8 protein-coding genes are annotated in these 13,033 nt (G+C 73.6%); all 8 read right to left on the reverse strand.

The genetic code is table 11. The features are described from left to right. Positions 1-51 precede the first annotated feature (51 nt). Positions 52-1,200 carry a metalloprotease gene (locus OG507_RS15930; protein WP_327367856.1) on the reverse strand — a complete coding sequence of 383 codons (1,149 nt, stop codon included), beginning with the start codon at positions 1,198-1,200 and terminating at the stop codon, positions 52-54. Then, entirely contained in the window at positions 1,197-2,255 is a 1,059-nt protein-coding gene (locus OG507_RS15935; RefSeq protein ID WP_327367857.1) for a lantibiotic dehydratase C-terminal domain-containing protein, read from the reverse strand. Before OG507_RS15935 ends, OG507_RS15930 begins: the two co-directional genes overlap by 4 nt. Further along, a complete protein-coding gene (locus OG507_RS15940) occupies positions 2,252-4,987 on the reverse strand; it encodes a lantibiotic dehydratase (protein ID WP_327367858.1) in 2,736 nt (911 codons plus the stop codon). Before OG507_RS15940 ends, OG507_RS15935 begins: the two co-directional genes overlap by 4 nt. A 76-nt stretch (positions 4,988-5,063) precedes the next feature. Next, entirely contained in the window at positions 5,064-6,647 is a 1,584-nt protein-coding gene (locus OG507_RS15945) for a SagB family peptide dehydrogenase (RefSeq protein WP_327367859.1), read from the reverse strand. A 14-nt stretch (positions 6,648-6,661) separates the two neighbouring features. Continuing rightward, positions 6,662-8,632, reverse strand: coding sequence for a TOMM precursor leader peptide-binding protein (locus OG507_RS15950; protein WP_327367860.1), 1,971 nt, complete (start codon positions 8,630-8,632; stop codon positions 6,662-6,664). After that, positions 8,622-10,835, reverse strand: a complete 2,214-nt coding sequence (locus OG507_RS15955; protein WP_327367861.1) for a TOMM precursor leader peptide-binding protein — start codon at positions 10,833-10,835, stop codon at positions 8,622-8,624. The genes OG507_RS15950 and OG507_RS15955 overlap by 11 nt, the downstream gene beginning before the upstream one ends. Before the next feature lie 4 nt (positions 10,836-10,839). Beyond that, positions 10,840-12,696 carry a BTAD domain-containing putative transcriptional regulator gene (locus OG507_RS15960; protein ID WP_327367862.1) on the reverse strand — a complete coding sequence of 619 codons (1,857 nt, stop codon included), beginning with the start codon at positions 12,694-12,696 and terminating at the stop codon, positions 10,840-10,842. Between the two features lie 9 nt (positions 12,697-12,705). Continuing rightward, complete coding sequence (locus OG507_RS15965; RefSeq protein ID WP_327367863.1) at positions 12,706-12,969, reverse strand: hypothetical protein; 264 nt, start codon at positions 12,967-12,969, stop codon at positions 12,706-12,708. Positions 12,970-13,033 lie beyond the last annotated feature (64 nt).

Genomic DNA, 13,033 nt, shown 5'->3' on the forward strand with positions numbered 1-13,033 from the left:
CTGATCGGCGGGTCGGACCTGCTGGGCTGCGGGTCGGCGTGCGGTCGGCGGTCATGCGGTCAGCAGGTGGCGGGTGCCCGCCACGAAGGCGGCGAGGATCAGTACGAGGACGAGGACCGTGCCCAGCCCGTAGGCGAGGTACGCGGTCCGGGCGCGGCGCGGGTAGCCGCCCGCCGCCGGGTCGCGGCGGGCAGCCAGGCGCAGGTACGCACCGGTCGACGCGGCCAGTTCGGTGGCCCCGCACAGCTGGCTCACGACCCGGTAGCCGTCGAGCGGCGGGAGGGGGACCAGCATGGCGAGCGCCTGCGCGCTGCCGATGAGCAGCAGGGCGCCGAGCGCCTCGTGGGTGGCCGTGTCGAGCGGGGCGTACAGCCACAGCGCGCAGAACGGCAGCAGGAACAGCAGGTTCATGACCGCGCCCGCCAGTGCCGTGTGAATGCGTTGCCAACGGGTGCCCAGATAAAGGTAGTTGTCGACCGTGCAGTACATGATGACCACGGGCAGCCGCCAGCGCAGTCCGATTTCGGCCACTGTGCCGCCGTAGTGCCGGGCGACGACTCCATGGGCGAGTTCATGCAGGGCGGTGCTGAGCCAGAGCAGCATGGCGGCGGCCGTGAGCAGGACAGGGTCGGCGAACAATCCCCTTACGTCGATGAGGAGTTCACCCGCCCGCAGAACTACCAGCACCTCCATCGCCACCACCAGGGCCAACAGCGGCACCAGCCATCCCGGGGTCAGCAGGAAGCCGACCGCCCGGTGCAGCCGGGCGGTGGTGGCGTCCGCGTCGGCGACCACCCGGATGCTGCCGCGCAGCACCCCGCGCCCGGACTCGGCGGGAGCCTTCACGGCAGGCGCAGGCGCCGGAGTGGCGGGCGTACGCGCGTCGGCCCCGGCCAGCAGACCCCGCGTCCCGAGCGTCCGCAGGATCTGCTGCCAGCGGGCGCCGTCCAGCCTGCGCCCGTACTCCCGCGCGTACTCCTCGCCGATCTCCCGCAGGCTGCGCTCCCCGTCCATCCTGGCGATGAGGAAGTGCTCCTTGGGGCCGACCCTGAAGGAGCTGCCGCTGTCGGCGTCCTTGATCAGGTGCACCGTCGCGGCGCCCTGCAGCAGCGCGCCGCTGAGCAGGACCCGGGACCGCAGTGCGGGCCGGTACTCGGCGAGTGCGCCGGCAGCGGCGTCGGCATCGGCTGCGGCGCTCATTCCGGCTCCCGCAGGGCCCGGCCGAGCACATGCGCGAGGTAGGCCTCGTCCCTGATCGTCACGTGCAGCCGGTTGTTGGTCATATGCATGTACGGGGACAGGAGCAGCGGCAGGGAGAGTGCCGGGTCGGTGACCACCTCGTCGCGCTCGCCGTTCCACGAACGGAACGTCAGATCACCTCTGAGGGTCAACTCGACCGCTCTGTCACGCAGTTCGATGCAGTGCTCGGCCCAGCCCGCGAGGGAGCCGGGCAGTCGCGCCGCGCCCTCCCCGCCGGCCACGGCGGCCCGGATGCCGGCGAAGCGGGCGGCCAGACCGGCGGCCATCGAGGCGTAGTTGCGGTCGTACTCGTCGCTGCCGATGAAGCCGGTGCCCGGGAAGGCCCGGTGCCAGAACTCGTAATAGCTGTCGAGGTAGTCGGCGAGTTCCCGCCTCTCCGGCAGGAAGGCGGCGGCCATCACCATCATGAGCTGGGCGGACGTGCCGAGCAGCACGGTCCGCAGATGGAGGTTCTTGGTCCGGAAGGCGTCGATGACCAGATCGCTGGAGTGCCTGAAGTGCCATTCGGCGAGCTCGATCCCGGCCGGGCCGCCGTATTTGCCGTACTCCGGCTCGTAACGCTCCTCGCTGCGCGAGTTGTTGGGGCGCAGGTTCATCCGGCCCCGGTCGTCCAGGTACTGGCCGCGTTCGGCGCCGGGGAACTCGATGTCGAAGAGGGTGTTGTAGAAGTCGTTGAGGAATCCGGAGTCCACCTCGTACAGCGCGGGCCGTTCGGCCAGGAACGCGTCGACGGCGGCCTCAGTGCGGCGCCGGACCTCGGCCTCGGCGTCCGGGGACGAGGGCCTGATCCGCAGCCTCACATGGGGGCCCTCCAGCCAGTAGTTGATGAAGAAGTAGCCGTCCAGCAGGCCGTCCGCCTCCAACTCCTCCACCAGCCGGCGGATGCACCGGGTCAGCATGAAGCGGGGGTTGGCGGCGTAGAAGATGTGGTGCGCCTGCCAGGCTCCCGCCCCGCGGGTCTCCGTGGCGGCGGGGGTGGGCGGGGCTGAGGTCATGAGTGGTCCCTCCTTCGGGCGGGGGCGGCGGTCTCCACCGCCAGTTCGGCGACATGGCGGCCCCGGCCGGAGACGGTGTGCAGCCCGTCCTCGTCGGGCAGCATTTCCCGGAAGACGACCCGGGCCCCGGCGGTCTTGATCAGTGCCTCGAAGGCGGCCAGGGAGAGCGGGCTGTCGAAGTCGACATAGCTCGGCTTGGCCCCGGTCGCCCCGCGCGCGCCGCTGTCCGCGATGGTGGCGAAGACCCGGTCGGGCAGTGCGTGGGCGCGGCGGAACGCGTGCCAGTCCAGGAACCACGCGTCGTCCCCGGCCCCCGGTCCGCGCAGCGGAAGTACGGCGGCGGGCGCGCTCCAGCTGCGCCGGCCGAGCACCACGCTGCCGTGCCGCACCCGCGGCCTCGTCGTGACCCCGCCCTCCGGTGCGCCCTCGGGCACGCCGCCCCACACATTGAGCGGGGACATGGAGGTCGGCGAGAGCAGCAGCAGGGTGCGGGGCAGTTCGGGCAGGGCGAGGGGGACGAGATAGCCGAGGTAGACGGGCACCACCTCCTTGCCCAGCCGGGTGGAGCGCAGCACGAGCCGGTCGGTGGCCAGGTCGTGGGCGAGGTGGAGGTCGTCCAGGTGGATGCGGTTCGCCTCGGGCAGGGTGCCGCGCTCGCCGGGGCAGACGATCTCGTACTCGGTGAGCCGGCCGTGCAGATTGAGGTTGCTGGTGACGGGCCCGCCGGTGACCTCGGCAAGGACGGCGCCCTCGGGCACGAGGTCGGCGTCGGCATCGAGGAGTTGCTCGTCGAGGCCGTCGAAGAGGTGCGTGAACCTGCTGAACGGGAAGGAGACGCCCCCGTAGGAACGGTTGAGGACGAGCAGCGGGTCTGCGGGCCGGTCCACGATCTGCACATGGTGGGCGAGCGGGGTGAACTCCGCTGCCACCGGCTCCAGCTGGGACGCCACCTCGTCGAGGAAGTCGTCACCGATCCGGATCTCGCCGCTGCCCGCACCCTCCTTCTCCCACTGCGACCACAGCGTGCGCATCCGCTCCACGAAGGTCTGCCGGGCCGTGTCGAGCGCCTTGAGCTGCGGCAGCGAGAGCCAGTTCTCCTCGGGTACGTAGTTCCCGTCCGCGTCGAACGTCGTGCGCTTCGCGGTGAACGACATGTACTGGTCGAAGAAGTCCTCGTGGAAGTCGTGGACCAGCTTCAGCAGGTCGTCGCAGCGCCCGCCCTGCCCGTAGCGGGCGAGGAAGAACCCCTTGAACGTGACGCGCTGCGGCAGGGTCAGGTCGAAGGCGGGCAGGACGCGTTCCACCGCGCCGAGCGGTCCGGCCGCCAGCTCCTCCCAGGCCGGGGCGGAGAGTTCGGTGTGCCGCCCGGCCGACACGTCCTCGTACAGCAGGGTCTGCGGGACTCTCGCCCGGTCCGTGCCGAGCTCCTCCTCCTGAAGGGCGCGCAGGGCGGTGCGCAACTCCTCCATCAGGGACCGCCGTTCGTCCGGGCCGGCGTCCGCGAAGCGTTCGACGCAGGCCGCGGGGGCTTCGAGCCGCTCGGCGAGGCGGTCGGCCCAGGGGCGGCCGAGTCCGCGCAGCGAGGTCTGGAAGGCGCGCAGCGGATCGGTGTCGTGGACCTCGGTCCGCAGGCAGGGGACCTGGATCATGCCGAGGTCGAGGAGCGCCCGGAGGTAGTGGGCGCACTCCGGCTCGTCCGCGCCCCGGTCCTCGGCCAGCCAGCCGGCCAGTTCCCCGTAGCGGAGGGTGCCGTGCTCCTCGAACAGGCCGAGGAGGCGTTCCAGGGTGCCGCTGCGGCGCAGAAAGAACAGCCGGTCCTTCACCGCGTCGAAGGTGACGGCGCTGTCCTCGTCGCCCTGGGTGACCCAGCGGCGCACATAGCGGACCCGGTCGTCGTCCCGGCCCCAGCCGGAGGCGAGGGCGACCGGCAGATCGGCGCGGCGGACCGGGTCCGCGATCACGGCTTCCGCGAGCCTGCCGACGGCGGCGACATTGAGGCGCAGCCGCCCGGCCCATGCGTCGTCCACCCGGACTCCGAGCCCCTGGACTCCAAGCCCCTGGCCCCCGTCCCCCGCGCCCTTGGTGAAGGTGCCGAGCGCGACGCCGGTGAACGTGGAGAACGGGCTGGTCTTGCACGCCGTGCGGTAGAGGTACGAGAGCAGCGAGCGTTCGATCTTGCGCTGCTTTTTGTCCGGGGGCGCGGCCGCATCGCTCCTCGCGTACGCGTCGAGCTGGGCGTCCAGCGTCGGGGACGCCAGCGGCAGCCCCTTGCGCAGCCGCTCCTCCCCCGCCATCCGGCGCAGCGCGGCGCGGGCACGCCCGGTCTCGTCGGCGAGCAGGGCGGCGCCCGCCGCCCTGTGCTCCTCCAGTCGGCGGCGGCCGGTGAGCCAGGCCGCCAGCGCCTCGCCGGCCGCCGTGTCGAGTTTCTCCACGAGGTCCGTGGCGCGGTCGGCGGCCTCGGGCCTGGGCAGCCGGTTGTTGAAGACGTCGCGGCGCAGTGCGAGGAGGGTGCGGCGCAGCGCCTCGTCCTCACTGCCGCCGACGAGGCCGTGGATCAGGTCGCCGAGCCGTTCGCCGTCGGCGCGCAACCGCTCGGTGGCGTACAGGACTTCGTCGGCCCAGCGGCGGCTGTCCGGGCAGCGCAGCGCCCGCACGCTCTCGACCGGCAGCCCGGCGACCCGCAGCATGAAGCGGGAGCGGGTTGCGGCGGTGGGTGGGTGGTCCGGCGTCATGGCGGGGTCTCCCCTTCTCGTTCCGGTCGTCGTAGGAAGTGGCGGCGCTGGGGCGAGCTCGTACGGGAGGCGGCGCTCAGGCGAGCTCGTACCGGAAGTCGGCCGGGGCGGGCCGTTCGTTGCCGATCAGCATGATCAGCAGCGGCGCTTCGCCGGTCCCGGCGAGGGAGAGTTCCTCGATGTACGAGATGTTGTCGAAGCCGAGCGCCACCCCGCAGCCGATGCCCAGCGCGGACGCGGTGGTGTACGCGGTCTGGGCGATCGCCCCGACAGTGGCGTTGACCACGCGGTATCCACGGTCCCCGACGGCGTCGATGACGGCTTCGCTGCGGACGGTGGGCACCAGCACCGCACCGGCCTGCTCCAGGTTGTAGTTCGCCAGGAAGTAGTTCTTCTGGAGGAATTCGCCCGGCCCGCCCGCCTTCACCAGCCGCAGGGCGTGCGCGTCGGGGTCGTACTCGTACGCGCCGGGCGCGATCCCCTCGACATGGCCGACGAACGCGTAGAGCTTCGCCAGCCGCTGCCCTCCGGCATCCCCGCCGATCCGCGAACCGGCCACGGAGGCCGCCAGACATGCCGCCAACTGCGCGGCTTCCAGCGGGCGTTGGGCATCGAAGCGGCCGAAGCTGCTGCGGCGGGCGCGCAGTGCGGTGCGTACGTCCGTGCCGAGCGGCGGGCAGGACGGCAGCGCGACCTCCGGGCGGGCCGGGTCGGCGGGGTGCGCGACGGCCGGGTCGAGGGCCGCGGGGCCGGGGCGGTCGGTGGCACCGGCGGCGGTGACGGCCTGCATCCGCCGGAGCGCGTCGAAGGTGAGGACCGTACGCGAACGCTCATGGTCCCGGTGGCGCACGGAGACCGGACCGGCGGGCGGCGCGGATCGCACCGGCGGTACGGAGGCGGCCCACTTCAGCGGTACGACGGCGAAGACGCCCTCCTCCGCCGTGTCCACGCCGAGCAGCCGTCCGAGCCGCTCCTCGTCGAACCAGAGCGCGGGCTGCACGGACAGCCCCCGCGCCCCGGCCCACATCCGCCAGGTCTGGACGCACGCCCCGAGGTCCATGGTCACGGCGTGGAAGGAGAAGTTGTTGTACTTGAAGGCGTTCTGCCAGTACTTGATGCCGAGGATCAGGTACTGGTCGGTGTCCGGACCCGGCGCCCCGTCGCCGAGTGCCTCCCGCACCTCGCCCGACACATCGCCGGTCAGCAGCCGCTGCATCGCGTGGTGCCGGGTGGAGTAGTAGTGCACCCCCGGCGGTACGGGAGCGCTCGGCCCGGACACCCAGTAGAGGCTGACCGGGTAGAGACCGCCGCCGGACGCGGAGCCCCGGGACCAGTTGGCGAGCGGGTAGTGCGGCAGGGCGCCGAGGTCGGTGTTGGCCTGGACGCCCAGGCGGCGGCCGGTCAGCCCGTAGGAGTCGCGGAGCATCCCGGAGAGCAGCGCGAGGTCGAACTCCGCCCCCTCGTCCACGTCCTGGGCGAGTCCCCGGTCGAGTGCCGCGTGGGGCGGGTAGTCGCAGGCGGGCAGCGGCAGGCTGTCGACGCCGGGGTAGAACTTGGCCTTGCGCGGGCCGTCGGACCAGTTCGGTACGAAATCGGCGGGGTCCATCGGGACCCGGCCGCGCCGAAGGATCGCGGCTGCATAGTCATGGGCGTACCCCATGGCGGGCTCCTCGGTCATGGGAAGGGGTGCGGGGCGGGGTTGAGGTCGGCGTCGGTGAGATCGCGCTCGCGCAGCCCGGCCTCGCGCAGTGCGGTGCGCAGCCGGTCCATGCCGAGGGCGCGCTGCCGGGTCCAGCCGAAGTCGATCGGCAGCAGCCCGGGCACGAGGACGCCGACCGTGGTCAGTCCCAGCTCGCGCTGGGCCGGCATGGTCTGGTCGACGACGATCACATCGAATCCGGCGGCGGTGACGGCGTCGACGCAGCGGGTCAGGTCGTCCCGCAGGTCGTCGGAGACGGGCAGCACGGACCCGTCCCCGTACAGCTGGTCGAAGGTCCGCAGCGGCGGGCGCGGCTCTCCCGGTCCGCCGGTCAGGAAGTGCGCGTGGCGGCCCATCTCCGGGATGCCGTAGACCAGGGGGTGGTCGTGCAGCGCCTCGACGCGGTCGAAGTCGTGCGCCATGGCGCGCAGCCGCTCCTCGTCGCGCTCGGTGCGCCGGCGCAGGTTGACCGCGTCGGTGGCGATCTCGCACAGCGCACCGGCCAGGGCCGCCTCCGGGTCCAGTCCGGCGCCCGCGCCGAAGCACATCAGCCCCGGGCCGCCGTCCCTGCGCACGGCGACCCCCGTGACGACCGGGACCGGGAAGGAGATCCGGGTGTCGAAGAAACGGGCCTCGTAGCCGTACATCTCCAGCCGGTCGACCATCTGCCGGGTGGCCGGGCGGCGGCTGGTGCGCGGATCGATCTCCGGCAGGGATGCCCGCCCGTACCAGGCGAGCAGGAACGCGTCGCGCTCGACGACCTCCATGAGCCCGAAGTAGACGGCCTCCTCCAGACAGCCCCCGGAGGCGCAGCCGTTGGAGCTCTCCTGGACGAAGCGGTTCTCCAGGCCTGGTGCGTGGTAGTACGTGAGGACCTCGGGCACCAGGACCGTGCGGCCCTCGCGCAGGGACCAGCCCCGCACCCACGGGATCGCGCGGTCCGGGGTGAACGGGGTGACGCGGGGGTTGGCGCGGTGGAAGGCGTCCGAGTACAGCCCGCACACCCGCGGGTCGAGCGCGTGCTCGCCGCGGGCGCGCAGGGCGTTCAGGGAGTCCCGTGTCCGCGCCTTCCGGGACCGGGGGCGCATGCCCGCGTACCGCTCAAGCCCTTCGAGCACACCGATGCGCACGCTCTCGGCGAAGGTGTCGGCGTGGCCGCCCCAGAAGGTCTCGCGCAGATACTCCCCCGAGCGCAGGGAGAAGCAGCCGATGGTGGCGGAGGTGGAGGTGGAGGAGACGTCCTGGACGACGGAGGGGCCGAGCGAGCCGCACACCGGGTTGGCGTACGGCTCGACGGGCAGCTCGTACTCCTCGATGGACCTGACCCGGAAGCTGCCGGGCCGGTGCTTGGGAGCCGGGCGCAGGGCGAGCGTGGCGGCCTCGTCGGTGTCCGGCTCCGGCACCCCGCAGCGCGGGCACTCGGGGTCGGGGACGAGCGGGTAGTGGCGGACCGTCAGGGCAGCGAGGTCCACCAGGTGTACGGCGGACAGGGCGCCGGTCTCCGGCCCCGTGCCGCCGAGCCGGGCGGCGACGACCCCGGCGAGCGCGTGTGCGGCGAACGGGGTGAGGTGGGGGGACTCCCCGGCCGCCCGGGTGCCCGCACCGAGCTCCAGCGCCTCGCGCAGCGCGATGGAGCGGACCGCCTGCCAGCGCCTTTCGAGACAGTGGGCACAGGGCTGCCTCCGGCCTGCGTGCGCGTGTACGGGCGGTGCGAACGGGCCGACGACGGCGTGCCGTCCGTAGAGCCGTACGGGCACGGCTCCCGCCGGGGCGCCGGTGGCCGCGGCCCCGTCCGCGAAGGCGTCGTACGTGCCGAGCGGCGCCACGTCCAGCGGTGGCGGGGTGCCGCGGCGGATCAGGGCCAGCGCGTCGTGGAGGAGCGCCGCGAACGCGGCCGTGGAGTCCACCGCCCGGCCCTGTTCGCGCACCGGGGTCTCAACGGGCATCGGTTCCGCCCTCGCCGTCCACGGTGAGCAGCACCCGGGCGGTGCTGAGGGAACCGGCGAGATCGGCCGGCGTGGTCGGCACGTACAGGGCGTCGCGCCCGGCGAGCCGCAGCCGGTCGAGCACCGCGTCGAACGTCGCCTCGGACCCGTCCGCCGTGACCGGGCCGCCCGTCACCGCGATGCTCCCGGCCGCGAGATCACCGACCAGCGGGTCGCCGAGGTCGGCCTCCCCTTCCCCGTCCTCGGCGGCCAGCTGCGCCTGCCCGAGCAGGTCCCGCAGCGCGGCGCAGGCCGCCGCCCGGCGCGACAGACCCGCACCGACCGCCCAACGCCCCTGCGCGCCGTCGGACTCCCGGGCCAGCACCACCTGGGCCGAGGTGCGCTCCCCCTCCCCCAGGTCCAGCAGTTCCACCGCGAGGTCCAGGTTGGCCGCGGACTTCAGCAGGAACACCAGCTCCGGGTCGTCGCCGTCGGCGGCGACGGGGCTCACCACCGTCGTGCCCCGGACCGCCCGCAGCAGCGCGTCGTGCGCCAGCGCCGACAGCAGACCGGTGCCCGCCGCCTCCCGCGCGTCGGCGCCCGCGCCCGCACCCGCGGCCGTCGCGAGGTGGAGGCGGCCCCGGTTGTGCGCCCCGAAGGTCCGCACGGCCGCGGCCGGCACCCTGACCGGTTCCTTGCCGATCAGCGAGGTCGCGAGGGTCCAGGCACCCGGCTGTGCGCCGCTCCCGCCGCCGGTGGTCAGCGCGTCCGGGCCCAGGGTCCGGTCCACCGCCGCCCCGGCCGCCGTGTCGAGGGGCACCATGTGCTCGACGTACGCCGTCGCCGCCGCGTACAGCGCCCGCATCCGCGCACCCGCCAGATGGTGCACGTCGAAGGCGGCGATCCGGCGCCGCTCCCCGGCGCCGAGCGCCACCTCGACCCGGCTGATCTTCAGCGGGGTCTGGGTCAGCCGCTCGTCGTCGTAACGGCTGAAGACCCCGGTGTACGGGCGCACCAGAGCCGTGCCGATCCGGTTCAGGTCCTCGACCACGGCCTCCGCCTCGCGGGCGGTCTCCACGGTCGGGGTGACCGGCAGCGCCAGGCCGTCCGGCAGCGAGGCCGCCGCCTCACTCGCCTTCGCGGCCGTGCAGCGGACGCAGCGGGGGTGCGGGCGGACCGGCTCGGACACCACGTCCAGCGAGGCCAGGTCCTGGACCAGGATCTGGCCGTCCGTCTCGGCGGGCAGCGCCCCGGTGGTGAGGCGGAAGATCTCGTAGCCGATGAGGTTGCCCGCCATCGCGGCGACCGGGCCCGACAGTTCGTCCCCGGACACGGGTGTGGCGCCCGCCGCCTCCCCCCAGAGCGCGGCGGCCTGCGCGGCGGAGACATTGCCGCCCAGCCGCAGCAGGGCGCAGGACCAGCAGCCGGTGGAGGCGGCGGTGGAGAGCGGGCCGACGACCAGACGCTCGCCGAACAGCCAGGCGGGGATCAGGGTCCGGCCCTCGGGCACCCCGGCGGCAAGCAGCCGGTGGGTGCGTGGCCCGGCCCCCGCCCCGGTCACCACTACGACGTCGTAGCCGTCGAGTTCCGCCCAGCCTGCGTCGGTACCGGCGCCGATGCGGTCCGCCCGGGCAGCCACCCCGGCGGCCTCGGCCGTGACCTCGCCCGACCGCGCGGTCGTGCCGATCCGCGCGCACCCGTTGCGCAGCAGGCTCAGTGCGCACCACCGGGCGGTCTCGTCGTCACCGAGGACGGCGACACGCGTGGCGCGGAAGCGGGCGAAGCGCTCCGGCGCGCCGTCGGCGTAGTGGTCGACATAGGCGATCTGGGCTGCGAACCGCTCCGCCACCTCGTCCGGTACCGGCCGGGGCCCGGCGGATTCCTCCGGCACGTCGCGGGCGAACTCCCGCTCGTACAGAGTCTTGACCAGTTCCGCCGCCATCGCCCGCTGCCCCGGTCCGAAGCCCGCGCAGATGTCGGCGAGCCGGTGGTGGCCGGCCAGGTGCGGGACGACGAGGGAGGCGAAGCGGTAGGCGGTGCGACCGGACAGGTGGAACCCGCCGTCGGCGTTGTGGAAGAGCACTCCGCCGGGGGTCTCGGTGAACAGCACGTCCCGGCGGATGCGCGGCCGGGTCGCGGCGAGCGCGTCGAACGTCGCGGTCGCTGCGGTCCGGGCACTCACGGCACCAACGGAACTCGCGGCAGTCTCGGCAGTCTCGGCCATGGGGTCACACCTTCTCTGTGCGGCGGATGCGTTCCTGGTCGGTTCTTCGTACGTAGGCGCGGAGCAGTTCATGGATGCGGTACGGGCCCGGCGGGCCGTCCTCCAGCAGTCCGGCGTCGGCCAGCCGCTCCAGTACCGCTTCGGTGACGGCGGGTACGTCCTCGGCCGTGAAGGCGTCCCCGGGGGCCGCCGCGAGCCGCAGGAACGCCTCGGACAGGCGCGGGTCGAGCCGGTTCAGCGCACCGTCGACACGGGCCGTCACGGAGAGGTCCGGGGAGTCGGTGAGGGTGAGCCGGGCGAGCGGGTCCTCGCCCAGCCAGCCGACGGCGTCGGCGAGCCGGAGCCCGGGCCGGGTCAGCAGCCGGGCCGTCAGGATGCGCAGCGCGAGCGGGAAGTGACCGCACAGCGCGGTGAGCCGGCGCGCGGCGTCCGGTTCCGCCTCGACGCGTTCGGTGCCGAGCACGGACTCCAGCAGCGCGTACGACTCCGCCCCGGTGAACGCGGAGAGCCGGTGCACCCAGCCGCCGTGCGTGGCGATGAGCCCGGCGAGCCCCATCCGGCTGGTGACGATCACCGCGCCCTGCGCCTGTGCGACAAGGGGCAGCAGCGGGCGCACCTGGTCGGCGTCCACCACGTCGTCGAGGACGAGCAGGGTCCGCCCGTCCGCCGGTCCGGATCCGGTTGCGAGGGCCGCCGCCACCTCGGCCGCGACATCGGCGGCGCCGCGGGGTTCGCCGTCGGGCCGGGTCATCCGGACGAGCAGCCGGCCGGCCGGGAAGCTGTCGCGCACCAGGTGCGCGACATGGTGGGCGAGGGCCGACTTGCCGATGCCGGGCGCGCCCGACACCAGGACGGTGAGCGGCTGGCGGCCGCCCTCGCCGGGTGCGTCGGGGGCAGTGAGCCGGGCAACCATCGCGGCGGTACCGGCGTCCCGCCCGGTGAAGTTCGGTACAGCCGGGACGGCCGCGGGCGGCTCCACGGACGTGACCCTGGAGGGGGACGGCGGACCCGGAACCCCGGCGTCCTTGGCAACAACCACCTCCCCTTCCACGACCCGGGAGCCCTCCACGACCCGGGCGACGGCACGGGGCAGCTGAGAGCCGCGCCCGTCCGCCGCCCCCGGCTCCTCGCCGCGCAGGATCGCGAGCTCCAGCTGCTGGAGGGCGGGTGAGGGGTCGACACCCAGCTCGTCCAGCAGGAACCCCTTGACCCTGCGGTACTCCGCGAGTGCCTGGGTCTGCCGTCCCGTGCGGTAGAGCGCCTCGATCAGCTGCTCGTGGAGCCGCTCATGGCCCGGGTATACGCGCGTAGCCGTCCACAGTTCGACGAGGGCCTCTCCGTAACGCCCCATCCCCAGCAGCAGATCGCAGACCCGCTCCACGCTGCGCAGCCGCTCCTCCGCGAGGCGCGGCACCTCGTCCCGGTGCAGCACGTCGGAGCGCACATTGGCCAGCAGCGAGCCCTGCCAGAGGGACAACGCGTCCCTGAGCGTGCCGAGTTCCGCCTCCGGATCCTCCGACAGCACCACCGCCCGGCGCACCTGGTCCCGGAAACCGAGCAGATCGAGGGAGTGCGGTCCCGCGGTGATCCGGTAACCGCCGGGCACCGCCTCGATCGAGGTCTGCGTCACTCCGTGCTTGGTGAAGAGCCGGCGCAGCCGCAGCACGCAGGTCTGGAGCGCGGCCTTGGCGGTGGCCGGCTGCTCCTCGCCCCACACGGCCCGCTGGAGGTAGTCGGCGGACACGACCGCATTGGCGTGCAGGAGAAGCGCGGCCAGCAGGATCGTCGGTTTCGACGGCGGGAGCACGACGGTTTCGGGGCCGTCCGCGAGGGTCAGCGGCCCGAGCAGCTGAAACCGCATCACGGCGGTCTAGTCCCAGCCGTTGACCAGCTTGCACACCTCTACGGGTGCGGCGACGTCCGGGAGCCGGTCCACCACCGCCTCCAGCCGCGTACATATCGTCTGGGCCGCATGCTCCGGACCGCCGCCGTGCTGGGACGCGGACCCGGGGGTTGCCGGGCCCGAGGCGGTGGCGGCACCGGCCGAGAGCGCGAGCATGACGACGGCGAGACCGGTGACGGCGGCGGTGCGCACGGCGCCGGCCGAATGCCGCGAAAGCGAAGACCTGAACACGTTTTCCCCTTCGGCTGTTGCGTCCTGCCGGGGATTCCCGGCACGACGACCATGCCAGCGAGGA

Source organism: Streptomyces sp. NBC_01217 (assembly GCF_035994185.1).
GTDB lineage: Bacteria > Actinomycetota > Actinomycetes > Streptomycetales > Streptomycetaceae > Streptomyces.